Origin of the sequence: Streptomyces sp. NPDC085596, assembly GCF_044541565.1 — a bacterium.
GTDB lineage: Bacteria > Actinomycetota > Actinomycetes > Streptomycetales > Streptomycetaceae > Streptomyces.
Genome location: NZ_JBITTC010000009.1, coordinates 134,504 through 156,375 on the forward strand (window position 1 = coordinate 134,504; position 21,872 = coordinate 156,375).

16 protein-coding genes and 1 pseudogene are annotated in these 21,872 nt (G+C 71.3%); 5 read left to right on the forward strand and 12 right to left on the reverse strand.

Annotated features, from left to right (window positions below; translation table 11 throughout):
* Nucleotides 1-79: 79 nt before the first annotated feature.
* From ACIGA3_RS24820 to ACIGA3_RS24835, 4 genes are all read right to left on the reverse strand, one after another.
* Nucleotides 80-2,545: a [protein-PII] uridylyltransferase gene (locus ACIGA3_RS24820; protein ID WP_399719599.1), complete on the reverse strand. Its 2,466-nt coding sequence runs from the start codon at nt 2,543-2,545 to the stop codon at nt 80-82.
* A 26-nt stretch (nt 2,546-2,571) separates the two neighbouring features.
* Nucleotides 2,572-2,910 carry a P-II family nitrogen regulator gene (locus tag ACIGA3_RS24825; RefSeq protein ID WP_031181810.1) on the reverse strand — a complete coding sequence of 113 codons (339 nt, stop codon included), beginning with the start codon at nt 2,908-2,910 and terminating at the stop codon, nt 2,572-2,574.
* Entirely contained in the window at nt 2,907-4,244 is a 1,338-nt protein-coding gene (locus tag ACIGA3_RS24830; RefSeq protein WP_399719602.1) for an ammonium transporter, read from the reverse strand. The genes ACIGA3_RS24825 and ACIGA3_RS24830 overlap by 4 nt, the downstream gene beginning before the upstream one ends.
* Before the next feature lie 360 nt (nt 4,245-4,604).
* The gene (locus tag ACIGA3_RS24835) at nt 4,605-6,083 is read right to left on the reverse strand and encodes a hypothetical protein (protein ID WP_399719605.1); all 1,479 of its coding nucleotides are present in this window, start codon (nt 6,081-6,083) and stop codon (nt 4,605-4,607) included.
* Nucleotides 6,084-6,542: 459 nt separating this feature from the next.
* Between ACIGA3_RS24835 and ACIGA3_RS24840 the strand changes: the two genes are divergently transcribed.
* Nucleotides 6,543-7,205 (forward strand): bifunctional DNA primase/polymerase, encoded by a 663-nt coding sequence (locus tag ACIGA3_RS24840; protein WP_399719607.1) that lies wholly within the window; start codon nt 6,543-6,545, stop codon nt 7,203-7,205.
* 91 nt (nt 7,206-7,296) lie between these two features.
* On the opposite strand, the gene ftsY is transcribed toward ACIGA3_RS24840, so the two are convergent.
* Nucleotides 7,297-8,502, reverse strand: coding sequence for a signal recognition particle-docking protein FtsY (gene ftsY / locus ACIGA3_RS24845; protein WP_399719610.1), 1,206 nt, complete (start codon nt 8,500-8,502; stop codon nt 7,297-7,299).
* Between the two features lie 178 nt (nt 8,503-8,680).
* On the opposite strand from ftsY, the gene ACIGA3_RS24850 reads away from it, so the two are divergent.
* Both ACIGA3_RS24850 and ACIGA3_RS24855 read left to right on the forward strand, forming a co-directional pair.
* Nucleotides 8,681-10,132, forward strand: coding sequence for a cytosine permease (locus tag ACIGA3_RS24850; protein WP_399719613.1), 1,452 nt, complete (start codon nt 8,681-8,683; stop codon nt 10,130-10,132).
* A gap of 125 nt (nt 10,133-10,257) precedes the next feature.
* Complete coding sequence (locus ACIGA3_RS24855; RefSeq protein WP_399719616.1) at nt 10,258-11,382, forward strand: DUF6183 family protein; 1,125 nt, start codon at nt 10,258-10,260, stop codon at nt 11,380-11,382.
* A 272-nt stretch (nt 11,383-11,654) separates the two neighbouring features.
* Here ACIGA3_RS24855 and ACIGA3_RS24860 read toward each other — a convergent pair whose 3' ends face one another.
* The 4 genes from ACIGA3_RS24860 to ACIGA3_RS24875 all read right to left on the reverse strand — a co-directional run bounded on the left by ACIGA3_RS24860 (nt 11,655) and on the right by ACIGA3_RS24875 (nt 18,011).
* Nucleotides 11,655-13,073, reverse strand: a complete 1,419-nt coding sequence (locus ACIGA3_RS24860) for a sugar porter family MFS transporter (protein ID WP_399719619.1) — start codon at nt 13,071-13,073, stop codon at nt 11,655-11,657.
* A gap of 226 nt (nt 13,074-13,299) precedes the next feature.
* Nucleotides 13,300-16,887 (reverse strand): chromosome segregation protein SMC, encoded by a 3,588-nt coding sequence (gene smc, locus ACIGA3_RS24865; RefSeq protein ID WP_399719622.1) that lies wholly within the window; start codon nt 16,885-16,887, stop codon nt 13,300-13,302.
* A 257-nt stretch (nt 16,888-17,144) separates the two neighbouring features.
* Entirely contained in the window at nt 17,145-17,348 is a 204-nt protein-coding gene (locus tag ACIGA3_RS24870) for a hypothetical protein (protein ID WP_388994898.1), read from the reverse strand.
* 381 nt (nt 17,349-17,729) lie between these two features.
* Entirely contained in the window at nt 17,730-18,011 is a 282-nt protein-coding gene (locus tag ACIGA3_RS24875) for an acylphosphatase (RefSeq protein ID WP_399719625.1), read from the reverse strand.
* 179 nt (nt 18,012-18,190) lie between these two features.
* Between ACIGA3_RS24875 and ACIGA3_RS24880 the strand changes: the two genes are divergently transcribed.
* The gene (locus ACIGA3_RS24880) at nt 18,191-19,231 is read left to right on the forward strand and encodes a CAP domain-containing protein (protein WP_399719628.1); all 1,041 of its coding nucleotides are present in this window, start codon (nt 18,191-18,193) and stop codon (nt 19,229-19,231) included.
* Between the two features lie 20 nt (nt 19,232-19,251).
* Here ACIGA3_RS24880 and ACIGA3_RS24885 read toward each other — a convergent pair.
* Both ACIGA3_RS24885 and ACIGA3_RS24890 read right to left on the reverse strand, forming a co-directional pair.
* Nucleotides 19,252-19,652 (reverse strand): annotated as a pseudogene (locus ACIGA3_RS24885) (tyrosine-type recombinase/integrase); the annotation flags it as partial.
* Nucleotides 19,653-19,661: 9 nt separating this feature from the next.
* Nucleotides 19,662-20,225 (reverse strand): SMI1/KNR4 family protein, encoded by a 564-nt coding sequence (locus ACIGA3_RS24890; RefSeq protein ID WP_399719631.1) that lies wholly within the window; start codon nt 20,223-20,225, stop codon nt 19,662-19,664.
* 343 nt (nt 20,226-20,568) lie between these two features.
* Here ACIGA3_RS24890 and ACIGA3_RS24895 point away from each other — a divergent pair, with 343 nt between their 5' ends.
* Entirely contained in the window at nt 20,569-20,970 is a 402-nt protein-coding gene (locus ACIGA3_RS24895; RefSeq protein WP_399719633.1) for a winged helix-turn-helix transcriptional regulator, read from the forward strand.
* On the opposite strand, the gene mutM is transcribed toward ACIGA3_RS24895, so the two are convergent.
* Nucleotides 20,943-21,803 carry a bifunctional DNA-formamidopyrimidine glycosylase/DNA-(apurinic or apyrimidinic site) lyase gene (gene mutM, locus ACIGA3_RS24900; protein ID WP_399719636.1) on the reverse strand — a complete coding sequence of 287 codons (861 nt, stop codon included), beginning with the start codon at nt 21,801-21,803 and terminating at the stop codon, nt 20,943-20,945. The genes ACIGA3_RS24895 and mutM overlap by 28 nt on opposite strands.
* Nucleotides 21,804-21,872: the final 69 nt, after the last annotated feature.

A 21,872-nucleotide genomic window follows, 5' to 3' on the forward strand; every position in this document is an offset into this window, starting at 1 on the left:
CTCCGACCGGCTCAGCGCGACCGGATCACCCCCGCATCGGCGGGGACACGTCCGATAAACGAACAGAACGGCCCGCTGGTCACGCCCGCAGCGTCTCCTCCAGCGCCCGCGCCGTCGCCGTCGCGTCCTCCGGGGGCAGAGGCGCCCCGGTGCCGCTGGTGACGTAGAAGGCATCCACAGCGTTCGCGCCCAGCGTGCTGACGTGCATGCTCCGTACCCGTACCGCCGCCTTGTCCAGGGCCGTGCCGATGCGGAACAGCAGGCCCGGGGCGTCCTGGGCGCGGACCTCGATGACCGTGGCGTGGCGGGAGGCGGCCGGGGCGACGGTGACGCGCGGGGGCGGGGCGGCACGGCCCCGGCGGCGGGGGTAGGCGGCGTCGCGTTCGGCGAGGCGGCCGGTGATGTCCAGGGAGCCGTCGAGGGCGCGGACGAGGTCAGCGCGGAGCCGGGTGGCCTGCGGGAGGGAGCCGTATTCGGCGGCGACCCGCCAGTCGAGCAGCAGGACGGAGCCGTCGTCGGAAGCGTCGACGGCATCCGGCAGCCGCAGCGTGCGCAGCCCGCCGGTGCGGACGGTGAGCCGGTGCAGGGCGAGGACCCCGGCGAGGGCGGGCAGGACGCCGGGCTGGTCGGGTACGGCGATGACCAGTTCGACGCCGAGTGGCTCGCTCTCGCCGGAGGTGTCGTCGTCCGGCGGCGCGGGTTCGGCCTGGGCGCGCAGGGTGAGGACGGGGCCGCCGGTGCGGTGGGCCTCGATGGCGAGGCGTTCCTGTTCGGCGGTGGGGGCGGCGGTTTCGGGTTCGGTGTCGGGGTGCTCTCCGGCGAGGAGGGCGGCGACGCGGCGGACGAGGTCGGTGACGAGGGAGCCGCGCCAGGTGGACCAGGCGGCGGGGCCGGTGGCGAGGGCGTCGGCCTCCGTGAGGGCGTGCAGCAGTTCCAGGGTGCTCTGGCTGCCGACCGCGTCGGCGACGGCGCGGACGGTTGCGGGGTCGTCGAGGTCGCGGCGGGTGGCGGTGTCGACGAGCAGCAGGTGGTGCCGGACGAGGGTGGAGAGGACGGTGACGTCGGCGCGGTCGAAGCCGAGGCGGGCGGCGACGTCGCGGGCGATGATCTCGCCGGCCACCGAGTGGTCGCCGGGCCAGCCCTTGCCGATGTCGTGCAGGAGGGCGGCGATGAGGAGGAGGTCGGGGCGGCTGACGCGGCGGGTGAGGGCGGAGGCGCGGACGGCGGTCTCGATGAGGTGCCGGTCGACGGTCCAGAGGTGGACGGCGTTGCGCTGGGGGCGGCAGCGGACGCGTTCCCAGTCCGGCAGCAGGCGGCTGATCAGGCCCTCGGCCTCCAGTGCCTCCCATACGTCCACGGTGGGGCGGCCGGAGCCGAGCAGGGTGATCAGTTGTTCGCGGGCCTCGGCGGGCCAGGGGGTGGGCAGGGGGCGCGCGGTGGCGGCCATGCGCCGTACGGCGTGCGGGGAGAGCGGGAGGGCGGCCTGGGCGGCGGCGGCCGCGGCGCGCAGCGGCAGGACGGGGTCGCGTTCGGGGCGGGCGGTACGGGCGAGGACGGCCTCGCCGTCCTGTTCGACGACGCCTTCGGCGAGCGGGGTGCGTTCGGCGCTTGCCTTGCCGCCGCCGATCATGGCGCGCAGCCGGGGGCGTACGGCGCGGGCGCGCAGGACGCGGTTGACCTCGCGCCAGGTGACGTCGCCGGCGTAGGAGATGACGCGGGCGGCTTCGTAGACCTGGCGGAGGAGGGTGTCGGCGTCGAGGAGGCCGAGTTCGGCGGCCACCTGGTCCTGTTCCTGGAGGGCGAGGCGGTCGGTGGCGCGGCCGGTGACGAGGTGGAGGGCGTCGCGGGCGTCGAGGAGGCGGCGGCGGGCGTCGGCGAGGCCCTCGCGGGGTGCGTCGGCGAGCCAGGAGGCGGCGACGGCGCGCAGTGCGGTGGCGTCGCGCAGTCCGCCTCGGGCCTCTTTGAGGTCGGGTTCGAGGAGGAAGCGGAGTTCGCCGTGGCGTTCGGCGCGTTCGGCGCAGAGTTCCTGGAGTTCGGGGAGGCGTTTGGGGGCCTGGTTGCGCCAGTCGGCGAGGATCGCGGTGCGCAGTCCGGCGGTGAGGCCGAGGTCGCCGGCGAGGTGGCGGGCGTCGAGCAGGCCGAGCTGGACCTTGAGGTCGTCGCCGGCGGTCCTCCGTGCTTCGGCGGGGGTGCGTACGGAGTGGTCGAGGCTGATGCCGAGGTCCCAGACGGGGTACCAGAGCCGGTCGGCGAGGGCGGCGACGGCGGCGGGGTCGCTGCCGTCGTGCAGGAGCAGCAGGTCGAGGTCGCTGCGGGGGGAGAGTTCGCCGCGGCCGTAGCCGCCGACGGCGACGAGGGAGACGCCCTTGGCGGCGGGGGCGGCGGCGGCGAAGAGGCCGGTCAGCCAGTCGTCGGTGAGTCCGGCGAGGGCGGTACGGCGCGGCGGCCCGGACCGCGCCCCCTGGTTGAGGAGGTGCAGCCGGGCCGCCGCGTAGCCGCTGGGTCCCGTGTCGTCGGCTTCTTTGCGGTCATCCGTGCGGGTCACCCAGCGACTCCTGTCTTTTCTTCGTGTCAGAGCGCGTCCGGGCCGCGCTCGCCGGTGCGGACGCGGACGGCGGTCTCGACCGGCAGGGACCAGACCTTGCCGTCCCCGATCTTGCCGGTGCGGGCGGCCTTGACGATGACGTCGATCAGCTGCTCGGCGTCCTCGTCCTCGGCGAGCACCTCGATGCGGATCTTGGGGACGAGGTCGACGGTGTACTCGGCGCCGCGGTAGACCTCGGTGTGCCCGCGCTGGCGGCCGTAGCCGCTGGCCTCGGTGACGGTGAGGCCGTGGACGCCGAATGCCTGGAGGGCTTCCTTGATCTCGTCGAGCCGGTGCGGCTTGACGACCGCCGTGATGAGCCTCATGCGTCCACCTTCTTGTTCTTGGCGGCCAGTGCCTGGGCCGTGGTGCTGCCGACGACCCCGCCGCCGGTGCCGCTGAAGTCGTAGGCGGTCTCGGCGTGCTGGGACTGGTCGACGCCGGAGACCTCTTCGTCCTCGGGGACCCGCATGCCGATGGTCTTGTCGAGGAGGAAGGCGAGGACGGCGGAGGCCAGCAGGGAGTAGGCGAGTACGGCGAAGACGCCGGCGCACTGCTTCCACAGCTGGTCGAAGGTGTGGTCGCCGTAGAAGACGCCGGCCGCGTCGGACTGGCCCTTGCCGGTGGCGAAGAAGCCGATGAGCAGGGAGCCGACGATGCCGCCGACCATGTGGACGCCGACGACGTCGAGGGAGTCGTCGTAGCCGAACCTGAACTTCAGCCCGACGGCGGCGGCGCAGGCGACTCCGGCGATGGCGCCGACGGCGATCGCGCCGAGCGGGGAGACGGCGCCGCCGGACGGGGTGATGGCGACGAGTCCGGCGACGGCGCCGGAGGCGGCGCCGAGGGTGGTGAAGGCGCCGTGGCGGATCTTCTCGTAGGCGAGCCAGGCGAGCATGGCGGCGGCGGTGGCGACCTGGGTGTTGACGAACATCAGCGCGCCCACGCCGTCGTCGTTGCCGAGCCAGGAGCCGGCGTTGAAGCCGAACCAGCCGAACCACAGCAGTCCGGCGCCGAGCATGACGAGCGGGAGGCTGTGCGGGCGCATCGGGTCCTTCTTGAAGCCGACGCGCTTGCCGATGACCAGGATGACGCCGAGGGCGGCGGCACCGGCGTTGATGTGGACGGCGGTGCCGCCCGCGAAGTCGATCACGCCGAGCTTGTAGGCCCAGCCGTCGGAGGCCCAGACCCAGTGGGCGACCGGGATGTAGACGACCGTGGCCCACAGGGCGACGAACAGGGCCCAGGCCGAGAACTTGACCCGGTCGGCGAGGGCTCCGCTGATCAGGGCGGGGGTGATGATGGCGAACATCATCTGGAAGACCATGAAGACGAACACCGGGATGGTGTAGTCCGGCCAGAGTTCCGTCAGCCCGATGTCGCTCAGTCCGAGCCAGTCGGCGTTCCATCCGATGAAGGCGGACCCCGAGCCGAAGGCGAGGGAGAACCCGTAGAGCACCCAGAGGATGGTGACGATGCCGATGCTGATGAAGCTCATCATCAGCATGTTGAGGGTGCTCTTGACGCGGACCATGCCTCCGTAGAAGAAGGCCAGACCCGGCGTCATGAGCAGCACCAGGGCGGAACAGATCAGCATGAAGCCTGTGTTCGCGGAAGACAGTTTGGGTGCCTCCGCGGCAAGCGTGATGGCTGCTGCCATCGGCGTCTCCTCATCGGTTGTACGGCCCCGTGCGGGCGGTGCCTGAGCGGTCCGGTCAAGTGAGGGGTGGGCCGGTTATGCGCCATGAGACTGACGCAGCGCGGTTTCGACCGGGGCCCCTGGCTGTTTCGCGGGGGTGACGAAGGCACCTGGCGTGTTACGCGTCCATGAACTGCCCGCTGCCGGGCACACCGATCGTTATCGTGGCGCAACCGGCGCCGGGGTGGCCGTAGCGACAGGCGGGTGGGCGCACATGCGAACCGGCCGCGTCCGGCCTCTCGATGACCTGGCATGGGGGAGCCGAGTCGGGCAGTTCGGGAGGACCGGCCGCGGCCGGGGAATGTGGGTCGTGCGGGCCGCTCAGCCCGCGTCGGCGCTCTCCGGGAGGTCGACGGCGAGCTGTTCGGTGAGGTCGACGACGACGGAGAGGTCGCCGAAGTCCCGCACGGCCGCGCCGACCGTCTTGCGGATACGGGTGTTCACCCGCTCGGAGCGGACCTTGCGGGCGGTCTCCATGGCACGTGAGGCGTAGGCGCTGCCCCGCTCGGGTTCGCGCTGGAGGAGATGCACGGTGGCCATGCCGATGAGGTTGAGCGCGTAGGACCGCTGGTGTTCGTCGTCCTTGGCGAACAGCTCCACAGCGCGCTCCATCAGCGGCTCGGCGAGCGAGGCGTAGGTGGGGCTGCGGCCGGCGACGTAGGCGAGGTCGCGGAAGGAGTGGGAGTTCTCGCCGTGCAGCTCGGCCTCGGAGAAGAAGCGGATCCAGTCGGGGTCCGGCTCGTCCCAGTCGTCGGCGTCGGCGAAGGTGTCCTCGGCCATGCGGACGGCGCGCTTGCACTTGCCGGGCTGGCCCATGTTGGCGTAGGCGCGGGCCTCCATCGCATACAGCATGGACTGGGCGCGCGGGCTGGCGCAGTCCCGGCTGCCGTACTGGGCGAGGTGGATCAGTTCGAGCGCGTCGTCGGGGCGGCCGAGGTGGATCATCTGGCGGCTCATGCTGGAGAGCACATAGGAGCCGAGCGGCTTGTCCCCGGCCTCCTTGGCCGCGTGCAGGGCGAGGACGAAGTATTTCTGCGCGGTGGGCTGGAGCCCCACGTCGTACGACATCCAGCCGGCCAGCTCGGCGAGTTCGGCGGCGACCTTGAACAGCTTGCGGGTGGTGGCCTCGGGCTGGGGTTCCTGGAGGAGGTCGGTGACCTCGTGCAGCTGGCCGACGACCGCCTTGCGGCGCAGACCGCCGCCGCACTGGGCGTCCCACTGGCGGAACATCTTGGTGGTGGCTTCCAGCAGCTCCAGCTCCGGGCGGGAGAGGCGGCCGGGCCTGCGGGGTTCGTGGAGCGGGTCGGGCTCGGGCGGGGCGGGCGAGGAGGGGGTGGGGACCAGCCAGCGCTGCATGGGCTCGATGAGCGCGGGGCCCGCCGACAGGCCGAGGGAGGTGCCGAGGAAGCCGCGCCGGGCGAGCATCAGGTCGCTGCGCGAGAACTCGCTCAGCAGCGCGACCGTCTGCGGGCCGGTCCAGGGCAGGTCGACGCCGGACGCGGAGGGCGACTGGCGGGCGACGCGCAGGCCGAGGTCCTCGATGGAGACGACGCAGCCGAACCGCTCGGAGAACAGCTCGGAGAGGATGCGCGGGATGGGTTCGCGCGGGTTCTCCCCGTCCAGCCAGCGGCGCACCCGCGAGGTGTCGGTGGAGATGTGGTTGGCGCCGAGCTGCCGGGCCCGGCGGTTCACCTGGCGGGCCAGCTCGCCCTTGGACCAGCCGCTGCGCACGAACCACGAACCGAGCAGCTCGTTGGGGCGCTTGTCAGCGTTCGTCCCGCCACCGCCGTTGCCGCCCACTGGAACGCCCCCATTCCCTGAATCCACCTGTCGCCGGATGCGCCAAGCCCTATCAGAATGCCGGTGGACCGGGCCGCCCGTCCGGTGGTTCTCACCCTTCGAACGAGCTGACGGCTTGCCTCCGGCATACCCATGAGTGCATGTGCCCCCGGGACTCGCACACTCACAGTAATCCCACGATCACCCTTCCAGCCACGGCGATCCTTGAAACGCCACCATTCGCCACCCCTTCGAATGAACTCACGATGACCGCCGCGCGATTCACTTGACAGCGGACGACCGGCAGTAGGCGGAACGAAGCACTCGGGGGCGCGCGGAGCCCCGCACACCACCGGTCGTGCCGCGATGCGCCGCCTTGTCCCGCGAGGGCCGGGGGAAAGCGAGAATCGAAGAGTTACGTTCCGCATCCCTCTCGCTCCGTTTCGTAACCACCGGCGCGCTGGACCCGTTGGAGGGGGCATGGGCTTCACGATCGGCGGCATCCGGGAGATCCGCTCCGGCACGCGTCGGCGCGGCCGCACGTCGGAATGCACCACGGCCGCCGAGTTCACCGGGCTGTGGGGCTGGGACGTGGTGCCGGGGGCGCGGGCCTCGGGCGGCGCCTGCTCGTGCGGGCGCGCCGACTGCCCGGCGCCGGGCGCGCATCCGCTGGACTTCGCGCCCCGGGTGCCGGCCGGGGCCACGCTGGGCGAGGCGAGCCGGGCGTGGGCCGAGGTGCCGGGCGCGTCGGTGATGCTGCCGGTGGGCCGGGCGTTCGACGTGATCGAGGTGGCGGAGGCCGCGGGGCGCCGTGCGCTGGTGCGGCTGGAGCGGATGGGGCTGCCGCTCGGCCCGGTCGCCGCGACCCCGGAGGGCCGCGCGCACTTCCTCGTCGCCCCCGGCACCGCCGCCGAGCTGCCCCACCTGCTGTACCGCATGGGCTGGGACGACCCGGCCGCGCTGGATCTGCGCGGCCTCGGTCCGGGTTCGTACATCACCGCCCCGCCCTCCGACCGGGGCGGCCTCGGCCCGGTGCGCTGGCTCCGGCCGCCGGTGCTGGACGGGGCGACGCGCCCGCCGGCGGCCCGGCTGCTGCTGGGCACGCTGGCCTATGTGGCGCACCGCTCCGCCGCCCCGGCGTAGCGGGCGCGGCTCCCTTCACGCCGAAGCGCCCGTCCCCCGGTTTCTCGCGGGGGCGGGCGCTTCGGCGTGGTCGCGGGCGGGGTGACGGGGTTCAGTCACCGAGGAGCGCGTCGACGAACGCCTCCGGGTCGAACGGCGCCAGGTCGTCGGCGCCCTCACCGAGGCCGATGAGCTTGACGGGGACGCCCAGCTCGTTCTGCACGGCGATGACGATGCCGCCCTTGGCGGTGCCGTCGAGCTTGGTGAGCACGATGCCGGTGATGTCCACGACCTCGGAGAAGACGCGGGCCTGCACCAGGCCGTTCTGGCCGGTGGTGGCGTCCAGGACGAGCAGCACCTCGTCGAGCGGGGCGTGCTTCTCCACGACGCGCTTGACCTTGCCCAGCTCGTCCATGAGGCCGGTCTTGGTGTGCAGGCGGCCGGCGGTGTCGATGAGCACCACGTCGACGCCCATCTCCTTGCCCTCCTTCACCGCGTCGAAGGCGACGGAGGCGGGGTCGCCGGCCTCCGGGCCGCGCACGGTGTAGGCGCCGACGCGCTCGCCCCAGGTCTGGAGCTGGTCGGCGGCGGCGGCGCGGAAGGTGTCGGCGGCGCCGAGGACGACGGTGCGGCCGTCGGCGACCAGGACACGGGCGAGCTTGCCGGTGGTGGTGGTCTTGCCGGTGCCGTTGACGCCGACGACCATCACGATGCCGGGCTTGCGGCTCTCGGGCTCGGTCTTGACCTCGCGGTCCATGTCGGTGCCGACCAGCTTGAGCAGCTCCTCACGGAGCAGGGCGCGCAGTTCCTCGGGGGTGCGGGTGCCGAGCACCCTGACGCGCTCGCGCAGCCGCTCGACCAGTTGCTGGGTGGGCTGGACGCCGACGTCGGCGGTGAGGAGGGTGTCCTCGATCTCCTCCCAGGTGTCCTCGTCCAGGTGCTCGCGCGACAGCAGCGTGAGCAGGCCCTTGCCGAGGGCGTTCTGGGAGCGGGAGAGGCGGGCACGCAGCCGGATCAGCCGCCCGGCGCTGGGCTCCGGGATCTCGATCTCGGGAGCCTGCTCGGCGGCGGGGGGCTCCTCGACGGTGGTGGGGGCGCCGCCGCCCGGCAGATCCACCTCCTCGATGGTCCGGCGTTGTTCGTCGCGCGGGGTCTCGGCCTCGTCGCCGACGTGGGGTTCGGCCGGGGGCGCGGTCAGGTCGGGCGGGGACGGCGGGGGCGGGGGCAGCGGCTTCTTGAGCCTGCTGGTGATGAGGAGCCCGCCGAGCGCGCCGAGCACGACCACGGCGATGACTACAGCAAGGATGATGGTTTCCATAACCTGTCCAGTATCAGCCATGGGGTCCGACGGGAACCCGCTTCCGGCCGCTTGTCGCTTCCTCCAAGAGACAAAGGCCACTGAGGCAAATGAGTCGGATTAAACTACGATGAGACCGGCTTCGCCACGCGCGTAGAGCCCGACGTCCTCGTCCCCCACCGCTAGGACAGCCCTTTCCATGAGCAAGACGGCCACGAGCGAAGGCGCGCTCGAAACCCGTGGCATAGAGCCGGTACCCGACCACGAACGCACCGCCAGGACACGCGGACTCTTCCCCACCTGGGTGGGGGCCAACATCAGCGTGCTGCTGCTCACGATGGGCGCGAGCCTGGTGGTGGCGTACCACCTCAACATCTGGCAGGCCCTCGTCGTCGCCACGGTCGCACCGCTGACGGCGTACGGGCTGGTCGGCCTGATCGGGATCGCGGGCAAGCGGGGCGGGGCGCCGGGCATGGCGCTGTCGCGGGCGGTGTTCGGCCAGCGGGGGAATCTGCTGCCCGGTTCGCTGATCTGGGTCGCGCGCTGGGGCTGGGAGACCATCAACGCCGTGACCGGCGCGTACGCGATGCTCACCATCCTGGACATCGGGTTCGGGCTCAAGGCGAACCCGGTGCTGGACGTGGTGACGCTGCTGGTCTTCGTCATCGCCACCTTCGCCATCTCCGGGCTCGGCATCAACGCGGTGCAGCGCTGCAACAAGTACGCGACGTATCTCTTCGGCGTGTTCTCGGTGCTGGTGCTGGCGTATCTCGCGGTGACCACCGACTGGTCGCGTGTCGTGCACCACGGCGCCGGGTCCACCGCCTCGGTGATCACCGGTATCGGCATGATCGCGGCGGGCGGTGTCAGCTGGATTCCGTCCGCGCCCGACTTCACCCGCTACCTGCCGCGTACCGCCTCCTCCAAGGCGATCGTGGGCAACTCGGTGAGCGGCGCGACGCTCGTCGTGCTGCCGATGGTGCTGATGGGCGCGGTGATGGCGTTCGCCACGCCGGACCTGGCCTCCGCCGCCGACCCGGTGTCCTTCGTCGGCGAGATCCTGCCGACGTGGATCGCGGTGCCGTACCTCCTCATCGCGCTGATCGGCATGCTGCTGATCAACTCGATGTCCATGTACTCGGCCGGCTTCACCGCGCAGACCCTCGGCTTCCGCGTCCCGCGCCACTGGGCGGTCTCGGTGAACGCCGTCATCTCCCTCGCCCTGGGCGCAGCGCTGATGCTGGTGGCGACGAGCTTCCTGGGCACGTTCATCGCGTTCCTCTCCCTGCTCGCGGTGGCCTTCTCAGCCTGGGTCGGTGTCTTCGGCGCGGACATGTTCCGCCGCAAGGAGTACGACAGCGCCGCCATGACCGACACGACCCGCACCAGCGCCTACTGGTACCGCGCCGGCTTCTCCCCCGCCGCGATCGCCTCCTGGGCCATCGGCCTGATCTCCGGCCTCCTCTTCACCACCTCCGACTGGTTCACCGGCCCGCTGGCGAAGAACAACGTCATCGGCGAGTACGGCCTGGGCTGGGTCGCGGCGATCGTCATCTCGGCCGCGCTGTATCTGGCCCTCCCCAAGCCCCCGGTCCCGCGGCCGACCCCCGCCCCGACCCCGGCCGAGGACCAGATCCCGGCAACGGTCTGAGCCCGATCACCAATCCGAAGGCCCCCTCTGCAGCGGAGGGGGCCTTCGGCATGCGGGGCGTGGGCCTTGTTTTCGCGGGCGAAAGTGAGAGGAGGCGGGGCCGTCGGATGCGTAGGCTCCGGGTCGTGACTGAGCGGATAGAGAAGATCGTGGCGGAACTGCCGAGCCTGAAGGACGTCACCGGCGTGTGGGCGGTGGCCGACGAGCGGCTCGCGCGGGGAGACGCTGCCTTCCCCGCGGATCTCGGCATCGCTCTCGCCAGGACGTATGGCTCGTCGAGGCAGGTGTGGCAGTACAGAAGTGTCTTCGATCATCTGCTTCGGCTGCTGGCCACCACACCTGGTCCCGACCATGCCGTCCAGGCGCTGCGGCTGGTCTGCTCGGCCGAGGTCGCGGGCACAGGACTGGATCGCTACACGGCCTCGTTGCTGGCCTCCAGCCATGAGGCGGCGGACCTGACCGTGGCGTTCACCGGCCGGGCTTCGGAGGAGCTTCGGGCCTGCCTGGTCCACGAGCTGGTGCTCAGGGGCGTGGTCGTCGAGGAGACGCCGGGGATCGCGGAGTGGGCGACGTCGCCGCACTGGAGTCATCACCCTCTGGGCCGGCTGCCACTGCGCCTCTCCGACGTGGAGAGTTGTGCGGACTTGCCGAGCTACCACGCCCATGGCAGTAGTCACTCGATGCCGTACGGACCGTTGGAGAGCCGCGAACTGACAGTGATCGCCGACGCGCCTGTTCCGCCGGTGGAGGAGACGACGACATGGTCCGCCGCCGCGGCGATGGCCAAGGCCGTGGCGAACTGGGCCGAAGAGTCCAACGGTCGCATCGAGGCGCGGCTCTTCGACTTCGCGGCGCCACTGGACGCCGGATCGGTCCCGAACGCGCTCCTGGCGCTGGGGCTGGAGTGTCTGCGCGGAGCAGGAAAGACGACGGATCTGTCGGTCGCTGTCCGTGCGCCGGCCCAGGTATGGCGGGTGCTCTTCGCGGCAGCGTCCACGGGAGGTGCGTACAACTCGGGCTCCTACGGCGCCTACGGCCGCCTGGCGGCCTGGCAGTCCATGGCCGCGCTGGCCGGAAGCCCGGAAGGCGCTACAGCCGGCGAAGCCGAAGCACGTGTGCGGGACTGCACCTGGCACGTCTTCGGCGCCGATACGAAGTGGTTCGAGCAAGTGGCCTGGGACATCGGTCTGGCCGCCCTTGCACCAGGGCATCGGCACCTGGCCGTGCTGGCCGCGACCGACACCGACTGACGTCCGGCGGTCCGTGACGTCCCGGACACCGCCGTCTTCATGCTGTCCGCGGCCCGGCCCGAGGACCGGGGCGTCACCCCGGAGCCAGCGGTCACTGTCACCGGTCGCGCCGACATGTACGGCGGACGGCATGGTCCAAGCGCTCCCTCGCGCCGCCGCGGACCACGAACAACACCGCCCCCGCTCCAGGCAGTGGCCGGAGCGGGGGCGGTGGAGGTGCGAGGAGAGGGGCAGCGGGGACTTGGCCCTTCTCCTCGGGTCCGAAGGGGCGGTCAGCCCATCTCTTCCAGCGTCTTGCCCTTCGTCTCCTTGACGAACTTCAGGACGAAGGGGATGGAGAGCGCGGCGAAGATCGTGTAGATCACGTACGTGCCGGAGAGGTTCCAGTCGGCCAGCGACGGGAAGCTCGCGGTGATGGCCCAGTTGGCGATCCACTGCGCGCAGGCGGCCACACCGAGGGCGGCGGCGCGGATGCGGTTCGGGAACATCTCGCCGAGGAAGACCCAGACCACCACGCCCCAGGAGAGCGCGAAGAAGAGGACGAAGATGTGCGCGGCGACGAGGGCGACCCAGCCCTGCGTGGCGGGCAGCTTGCCGTCGACCAGGTGGTACGAGAACGCCCAGGCTTCCAGCGCGAGGCCGATGACCATGCCGACCGAGCCGATGAGGGCCAGCGGCTTACGGCCGATCCGGTCCACGAAAATCATGGCGATCACGGTGCCGACGATGTTGATGATCGACGTCGTGAAGGAGTACAGGAAGGAGTCCGTCGGGTCGACACCGACCGACTGCCACAGCGTCGAGGAGTAGTAGAACGCGACGTTGATGCCGACGAACTGCTGGAAGACCGAGAGGCCGATGCCGACCCAGACGATCGGCTTGAAGAAGAAGCTGCCACCGAGCAGGTCCTTGAACGAGGACTTGTGCTCGCTCTTCATGGCGTGCTCGATCTCGTTCACACGGGCGTCGAGGTCGACACCGTTGCCCTCGACCTCGGCCAGGATCTGGCGGGCGCGCTCACGCTTGCCGATGGAGAGCAGGAAGCGCGGGGACTCGGGGATGGCGAAGGAGAGCAGGCCGTAGAGGACGGCCGGGATGACCATGACGCCCAGCATGACCTGCCAGACCTCGAGGCCCATCAGCTTGCCGCGCTGGTCGCCGCCGGCGGCGTTGAGCAGGCCCCAGTTGACGAGCTGGGAGACGGCGATGCCGATGACGATCGCGGCCTGCTGGAAGGAGCCGAGCCGGCCGCGGTACGCGGGCGGGGACACCTCGGCGATGTAGGCCGGGCCGATGACCGAGGCCATGCCGATGGCGAAACCGCCGATGATGCGCCAGAAGGCGAGGTCCCACAGCGCGAAGGGCAGCGCGGAACCGACGGCGCTGATGGTGAACAGCACGGCGGCGATCTGCATGCAGCGGATACGGCCGATCCGGTCGGCTATGCGGCCGGCGGTGGCGGCACCGATGGCGCAGCCGATCAGCGCGATGGCGATGACCTGGGCGAGGACGGCGGAGCCCACGTCGTAACGGTCCCGGATGGCCTCGACGGCGCCGTTGATCACGGAGCTGTCGTAGCCGAAGAGGAAGCCGCCCATCGCGGCCGCGGCCGCGATGAAGATGACGTGCCCGAGATGTTCGGGGTGAGCCGTCCCGGCTCCTGGCTGGGGTGCCTGCGCTGTGCTGGTCACGTGTAACTCCTCGGGCCACGGCAACGCTGCCGGGTGGGGGCGAGCCCTTCCAGGTTCTAGTGGCGCACAACTTGGCGCCACTTACACCTGAAGGTAAAAGCAACGTTGCAGAGAATATGCCTTCAAGTTTCGAAGTCAATACCCAGGCGACTGTGACTTAAGAGATACGCAGACCCGGAAGTTGTTCAAGAAGTAAACGCATGCCTATTTGATCTTGGAAGTCTCGCTAGCGGAGCCGCTGGGAGATGACCTTCGACACACCGTCGCCCTGCATCGAGACGCCGTACAGCGCGTCGGCGACCTCCATCGTGCGCTTCTGGTGCGTGATCACGAGCAGCTGCGAGCTCTCCTGGAGCTCCCGCATGATCCCGATCAGCCGCTGGAGGTTGGTGTCGTCCAGCGCCGCCTCGACCTCGTCCATGACGTAGAAGGGGCTGGGCCGGGCCTTGAAGATCGACACCAGCAGCGCGACGGCCGTCAGCGACCGCTCGCCGCCGGACAGCAGGCTCAGCCGCTTCACCTTCTTCCCCGGCGGACGTGCCTCCACGTCCACCCCGGTGGCCAGCATGTCGTCCGGGTCGGTCAGCACCAGCCGCCCCTCACCACCGGGGAAGAGCCGGGCGAAGACGCCCTCGAACTCGCGGGCGGTGTCCCGGAACGCCTCGGCGAAGACCTGCTGCACCCGCTCATCGACCTCCTTCACCACCTTCAGCAGATCGGCCCGCGTCTTCTTCAGGTCCTCCAGTTGCTCACTGAGGAACTTGTGCCGCTCTTCCAGCGCCGCAAACTCCTCCAGCGCGAGCGGATTGACCTTGCCGAGCTGCTGGTAGGCACGCTCGGCCGCCTTCAGCCGCTTCTCCTGCCCGGCCCGGTCGAAGGGACGGGGCTGGTTACGGGGGTGATCGGGGTCCTCCGGCAGCTCCTCGCCGTCCGCCGGGAGCGAGGGCGGCACCGGCTGGAGCGGGCCGTACTCGGCCACGAGACCCTCGGGCTCGACCCCGAGTTCGTCCAGCGCCCTGGCCTCCAACTGCTCGATCCGCAGCCGCTTCTCCGCGCCGAGCACCTCGCCCTTGTGCACCGAGTCCGTCAACTTGTCGAGTTCCGACTTGAGTTCACGCCCCGTGCCGCGCGCGTCGGCCAACTCCCGTTCGCGGGCCGCCTTGGCGGTCTCGGCGGCGTCGCGCTCCCGCCGGGAGCGGCCGAGGGACACCTCGATGTGCGCCAGCAGCTGCCGGGCGCCGTCCGCGACCGCCCCGGCGACGGCCGCCTCGTGGCGCAGCCGGGCCCGCCGCCGCTCCGCACGCGCGCGTGCCTCGCGCTCCGCATGGGCGGCCCGGTCCAGCGAGTCGGCCCGCCCGGCGAGCCCCTTGACCCGTTCCTCGTGCGTACGGACCTGGAGGCGGGCCTCCATCTCGGTCTGCCGCGCGTTGGCACCGTCGGCGGAGAGCCGGTCGCGTACAGAGGTGTCGGGCTCCTCCTCGGCCGGCATCTCCTCGGCGGTGGCCAGCCGCTCGGCCAGCTCCTCCGCCTCGGCCACGGCCCGCTCCAGCGCCTCCTGGGCGCGGGCCGTGGCCGCGGCCGACCGCTCGGCCTCGCCCGCGGCGCCTCGCGCCTGCCCGGCGAGCCGGCCGAGCTGCTGGGCCACCGCCGACTTCTCCCGGTCGGCGGCCCGCCACCGCTCCCCCACTTCCTCCACGAGCGCGGCGGCCCCGGCCCGCACCCCGGCCGCCGTCTCCTGCGCCCGCGCCAGCTCCTCGCACCGCACGGCCAGCTCCGCCAGCTCGGCGGCGGCCTCGTCCACGGCGGCCCGTACCTCCAGCAGACTGGGCGCCCCGGCCGAGCCCCCTTCCGCGAAGTGCGCCCCGAGCAGATCCCCCTCCCCGGTCACCGCGACCAGCTCGGGCCGCGCGTAGACCAGCGCCTCCGCCTCCTCCAACGTCCCCACCACGACGATCCCCCGCAGCAACCGCCGCACGGCGGGCATCAGCTCGGCGGGCCCGCGTACGAGGTCGGCGGCGAAGGGGTGCCCTCCGGGGGGCGGAACGGCCGCGGAACGCGCCGCTCCCCCACCTCCGGTGGAATCCGCCTCCTCCGGTCCTCCCGACAGCAGCAGCGACGCCCGCCCCGCCTCCTCCTTGTGGAGGTGGCGGATCGCTTCGGCCGCCGCTGTGGGGGTGGTGACGGCCAGGGCGTTCGCGGCGGTGCCGAAGGCGGTGGCGAGGGCGGTCTCGTGGCCGGGGGTGACGGTGAGGAGTTCGGCGGCGGGGCCGAGGACGCCGGTGAGGCGGTGGCGGGCCGCCAGCAGGGCGCCGGTGCCGTCCTTGCGGCGCAGGCCCAGGGCGAGGGCGTCGTGGCGGGCGCGCAGGGCGGCCCGTTCGCGTTCGGCTCCGGTGACGGCCTCGCGGGCGGCGCCGAGCGCGGCCTCCGCCTCGGTGAGCCGCAGCCTGGCCGATTCGTGCCGTTCGGCGAGATCGGCGTCGTCCGCGTCGAGGCCGTCGACCTCGGCCTTCAGCGTCTCGTACTCCTCCTGGGCGTGGACCGCTCGCTCCTGGGCCTCGTCGCGGCCGGCGGCCAGCCGGTCGATCTCGGCCTGGGCGGAGGCGGCGCGGGAGCGGGCGGCGCCCACCTTCCCGGACAGCCGGGCCAGGCCCTCGCGGCGGTCGGCGATGGCCCGCGCGACGTCCTTCAGGCGCCGTTCCTCGGCGGTGAGCGCGCGTTCGAGTTCGGCGCGGTGGGCCAACGTGTCGTCCAGGGCGTGCCGGGCCGCTTCCAGGGCGGCTTCCAGCTCGGCCTCCTGTTCCCGGACGCGGGCGGCCTCGCGTTCCAGGTCCTCGGGGTCACGGCCGCGCCGTTCCTCAGGGGGTGCGGAGGTGGCGCTGCGGACGCGGGCCTCGGCCAGCGAGACGGTGCCGCGCACCCGTTCGGCCAGCTGGGACAGCTCGTAGAAGGTCTGCTGGGCGCGCTGGAGGCGTGGGGCGAGGCGCCGCGCCTCGTCCTCGATGTGGGCCTCGCGCTGGAGGGCCTGGCGCAGTTCGCACGCGGCCGTGTCCTTGCGTTCCTTCAGGGCGGCCTCGTCGGCGATCTCGGCGCCGAGCGCCTCGCGGAGCCGTACGAGGTCGTCGGCGAGCAGGCGCAGACGGGCGTCGCGCAGGTCGGCCTGGATGACGGCGGCGCGGCGGGCTACGGCGGCCTGGCGGCCCAGCGGCTTGAGCTGGCGGCGGAGTTCGTCGGTGAGGTCCTGCACGCGCGCGAGGTTGGCCTTCATCGCGTCGAGTTTCCGCAGCGCCTTCTCCTTGCGCTTGCGGTGCTTGAGGACGCCCGCCGCCTCCTCGATGAAGGCGCGGCGGCCCATGGGGTCGGCGTGCAGCACGGAATCGAGCTGTCCCTGGCCGACGATGACGTGCATCTCGCGGCCGATGCCGGAGTCGGACAACAGTTCCTGGATGTCCAGCAGGCGGCAGGTGTCGCCGTTGATCTGGTACTCGCTGCCGCCGTTGCGGAACATGGTCCGCGTGATGGTGACCTCGGCGTACTCGATGGGCAGCGCGCGGTCGGAGTTGTCGATGGTGAGGGACACCTCGGCGCGGCCCAGCGGCGGACGGCCGGTGGTGCCGGCGAAGATGACGTCCTCCATCTTGCCGCCGCGCAGCGACTTGGCGCCCTGCTCGCCCATGACCCAGCTGAGCGCGTCCACGACGTTGGACTTGCCGGAGCCGTTCGGACCGACGACGCAGGTGATGCCCGGCTCGAAGCGGAGCGTGGTCGCCGAGGCGAACGACTTGAAGCCGCGGAGGGTCAGGGCCTTGAGATGCACACAGCCGGACTTTACCGGGCAGGTGGTATCTCACTCCACGAACACTCGCAACCCCACGGTTTCGCCCATGTACACGGAGGGCACACCATTTGTTGAAGAGGCTGAAAGGATGCGCGGGGGAAAGAACTGAGGGACGCCGAAGCGTCCCTGAGGACTCGGACGGACGGGCTTCCGCCGTCCGGTCTACTTGAAGCGATTGCCACTGAAGCGGTTGTTACGGGCGGGCCCGACCGCTGCGACTACTGACGACGCGGCGATCAGGTGAGCGCAGGCTCCGCCTGGTGTGCGTCGATGCTCTCCATGATCCTGTCCTGAGAGGCGGCAGCCGTCAGCGCGTCGTTCTCCGTCTGGATCCGAGTGAGCTCGGACTCCAGATCCTGTACACGCTGCTGCAGCCGTCGCATCTCGGCGAGGAGTCGCGGGTCGGAGCCGCCGACGTAACCGAGAAGCGCCTTTGCCATGATGGATGGTCCTCCACACTGAGTGACCGACCGATGCGGTTGGGTCGTGAGGGATTCGCACCCGGCATGCCTGGCACACGCTGGTGTTGCACTGCCGTTCGCCATGCCAAACAGCCAAGATGCGCGGAGCTTTCAGCGTCTCACCAAAAAGTTTGACGGTCAACACGATCACACCCCGTATTGGGGGGCGCACCCGCGGCGCGCGGCCGGTGGACGGCGGCGCTGCTGCTCCTGCGGGGCCCTCGGGGCGGGACGATCAGCTCTACCTCGGGAGCCTGCCACGCTGAGCCGTTCTTGGCAACCACCAGCCTGTTTCCGCTCCGGGCACCCCCGCGGAGCAGTCGCGCGCGGGGGCGAAAAGGGGTCCTGGGCGATGCCGGATCAGCGGATGGCGAAGCCGTCGTATCCGCCGCGCGGTGTGTCCCAGATCTCGGTGACACCGTCGACCCGGCCGGGCGTGTCGGCGCCCTGGAGCCAGTCGAGCAGCCCCTCGCAGCCCTCGCGGGGCCCCTCGGCGACCACTTGGACCCGTCCGTCGCCCAGATTGAGAGCAAAACCACTCAGGCCGCCGATCTCCAGCGCCCTGGCACGCGTGAACCAGCGGAAACCCACTCCCTGGACCCGTCCGCGCACCCAGGCCACCAGCCGTACTTCCTCACTCATGGCTGCAACCTAACCGCCGGATGTCCCGCGGGGCACACCCTGCCCCAGTGGCATGCGGTACCGTCCCGGTCCAATGACTCTCATCTGAAACTCACTCGATCGAGTGAGTTGGATCGGCCGGGGGGTATCCGCCGCAACCCGGCGTCGGCCGATCGCGAGAACGAGGAATGGGGCAGGGCATGGGACGCCATCGACGATCCGGCACGGGGAGCGCGGGGCCGGAGTCGTACGAACCCAGGGGTGCGGCGTCGTACCAGCGGCCGCAGGCGTACGCCGGGACCACCACCACCGCCCGCAGCGCGGACTATCTGTACGCCACCGACGACGAGCGCAGGGCCCTGGAGGCCGACTTCGCCGCCACGGTCGGTGCGAAGCAGCGCGGCCACCGGCGCGCCAGGAAGGCCGCCACCCCGGTGCGCACGGGTCTGCTGGGCGTCTCCGCCGCCGTCGCCCTCGGCACGGCGGCCGTGGCCACGGGCGCGGTGCCCGGCCTCCAGAACTACCGGATCGGCGGCACCAGCTCCGGCCCCGGTGAGACGGTGCAGGCGGTGGGCGCCCCCGGCAACGCGGCCAGCGAGCAGGGCGGTTCCACCGGCAGCGCGGACACCCCGAGCACCCCCGGTGCCCCGTCTGCGGGCAACCAGAAGACCACTACGCCGGCGGCTCCGGCCCCGTCCGCCCCGGCGTCGGCCCCGACCTCCCAGGCCCCGGCCCCGAAGCCGGCCCCGTCCGAGCCGGCCGCCGACCCCGCGCCCGACCCGAAGCCCAGCGAGTCGCAGACCAAGGCCCCGGCTCCCGCGCCGAAGGCGCCCGAGACCTCCGCGCCGGTCACCGTGTCGGCGCAGGCTGCCGCCGAGGCCGAGGTGCTGAAGCTGGTCAACGTGGAGCGGGCGAAGGTCGGTTGCACCCCGGTGGCGGCGAATTCGGCGCTCACGGAGCTGGCCGAGGCGTTCAGCGGCGACATGGCCGCGCGTGGCTTCTTCGACCACACCGACCCCGACGGCGCCACCCCGTGGGACCGCGCGGCGAAGGCCGCCGTGACGGGTCTCGGCGGCGAGAACATAGCCCGCGGCCAGTCCGACGCGGCAGCGGTGATGGAAGCCTGGATGAACAGCCCCGGCCACCGCGCCAACATCCTCAACTGCGACTTCAAGACCCTCGGCGTCGGCGTCCACCTGGCCCCCGGCGGCCCCTGGTGGACCCAGGACTTCGGCTACTGAGAAAGCCGCAGGTCAGACACCTAAGCACCGTCCTGGGCCGTCTCCGGGCCGTCACCTCCCGTTCCGCGTCAGCGAACATCCGGTCCACGGCGGCCCGAGTCCGGCTATCGCTCGACGGCATGAGGTGCGTGTACGTCCGCAGCGTGAAGCCAGGGTCGTGGTGGCTCTTGAGGTGACGTGCCAGCGCGAACGCCACTGCCTCAGGCAGGGGAACGTCTCGCTCCTTGCCGCCCTTGGGCGGAGCGAACACGGGTCGGCACAGCCGCAGTAGCTTGACCTGCCGGACGACGTGCAGCACGCCGCCGAGGAAGTCGACGTCCTCCCCGGCCAGACCGAAGATCTCCCCCTGTCGCAGGCCGCACCCGGCAGCCAGGTTGACCATTGCCCGATAGCGATCCGGCAGCTCGGCCCGGACGTTCTTGTGCACCTGTCACGCCGCGTCAAACCAAGGCTTGTTGGCAGCCCAGTGCTCGACCCACCCAGCGAATCCCGGCTCAGCCGTGGTGAACCCGAACTCGGCTCCGAACGGAGTGGCGCCTTCACCGGTGATCAACCAAACGTGTCCACGATGCGGGCCAGTGACGACGAGGTGCCAGTACATGCCGCACCCGTCCGTTCCGAGGACGATAGACCCATGATCGAAGACCCCGTCCATGATCATGTCAGTTTCGTCGGACGGCTCTGAGTCGTCCTCTTCCCACAGCCACTGTGAGGTAAGGGGGAAGGGCTGGCTCAGGTCACGTTCGGGCCGGTCATCCCCCCAGTCATCGGGCAGCTCTGCCAGGCCCACCAACCCGTGGTCCGGCGGCCCGGAGTACGAGCCGTCGGTGATCTCCGCAACGAAGGTCCGATATGGCTCCGGCAGAACTATGCGATGCTCCGCTTCGAAGGCACGCACCGCTTCCCAGCCCAGCGCGGACTGACCGCCATCGTCGACAGCGACGGCCGCACGAAGCACCGCGAGGTCATCAGGATCTGCCTGCTCAAGATTCATGCGGCCCATTGATACCAGCCAGCGGTGACAGCGGTTGAGCCCACCGGCGTAGCCGCCCGTTCCTGCGGGACTCAGCGGGGACTGACAGGAACGATGGCGGCGAGCGCGCTCGTCGATAGCTGACGCCGTTCGGGCCGTGGCGGGGCCGTCGGAGGGTGCTCAGCGACCACCAACGCTGACAACCACCGACAGCCAAGTCACAGGTCACAGCGTTGATCGGCTACACGGCCGCAGGTCAGAAGCCCGGCCCTTCCCTTCTTCGGCTACTGACCCGCACCGATAGGCACTAACCCCCGGTTAGTGCAACCTGGCGGTTAGCTTCCTGCTCGCCTACGCTGGGGGCATGAGCGGGAGCATTCAGGAGCGGGCGGGCGAGGAGTTCGACTTCGATGTGTTCGCCAGGGCCTGTCCCTCGCGCGGCACGCTGGAGCATGTCACCGGTCGCTGGGGCGGCCTGGCGCTGAGCGCGCTGTACGAGGGCTCGCTGCGGTTCAACGAGCTGCGCCGCCGGGTGGACGGGGTGAGCGAGAAGATGCTGTCCCAGACGCTCCAGGCCCTGGAGCGGGACGGCCTGCTGCACCGCGAGGCCCAGCCGGTCAACCCGCCCCGCGTGGACTACGAACTCACCCCGCTCGGCCGTCAGGTCGCCGAGCGGCTGCTCGCGCTCATCGACTGCGTGGAGGGCGCCATGGACGAGGTCCTCGCCGCCCGCGCCCGCTACGACGAGACGCGCGGCGCCCGCTGACACTTCGGGCAGAAGTAGCTGGACCTGTTCATCCAGGGACGCCGCAGCATCGGCGTACCGCAGCGGCGGCACGGCAGGCCCTCGCGGCCGTAGGCGTCCAGGGAGCGGTCGAAGTAACCGGACTCGCCGTTGACGTTGACGTAGAGGCTGTCGAAGCTGGTGCCGCCGACTTCGAGGGCCGCGTTCATCACGTCCCTTACGTGGCCGAGGAGTTCGGCGGTGACCGGGCGGGTGAAGGTGGCCGTGGGGCGTTCGTAGTGGACGCGGGAGCGCCACAGCGCCTCGTCCGCGTAGATGTTGCCGACTCCGCTGATCAGCGACTGGTCCAGCAGGGCGCGCTTGATGGTGGTCCGCTTGCGCCGCAGCGCCTGGTGGAACACCTCGTCGTCGAAGACCGGGTCCAGCGGATCGCGGGCGATGTGCGCGATCACGTCGGGCAGGCCCTCGGCGGTGTTGTCGTGCAGCGAGAGACCGCCGAAGGTGCGCTGGTCCACGAAGCGCAGCTCGGTGTCCAGCTCGTCGGCGAACCGGACCCGGACCCGCAGATGCTTCTCGTCCGGCGCCGCGTGCGGCTGCACGAGCAGCTGGCCACTCATGCCGAGGTGGGCGAGGACGGACTGCCCGGTGTCCTCGAGCGGCAGCCACAGATACTTGCCGCGTCGGCTGGGCGTGCCGAACCGGTGTCCCTTCAGCCGGTGCGCGAAGTCGTCGGCCCCCGCCAGGTGCCGTCGCACGGCACGCGGATGCAGCACCTCGGCCTCGGCGACGGTACGCCCGCCGACCCACCGCTCCAGCCCCCGCCGGACGACCTCGACCTCGGGCAACTCGGGCATCGACAACCCCCTGTGGGAAACCGTGTGGAAGAGCCGAGCGCCCGCCCCCGTCGGACGGGGGCGGGCGCT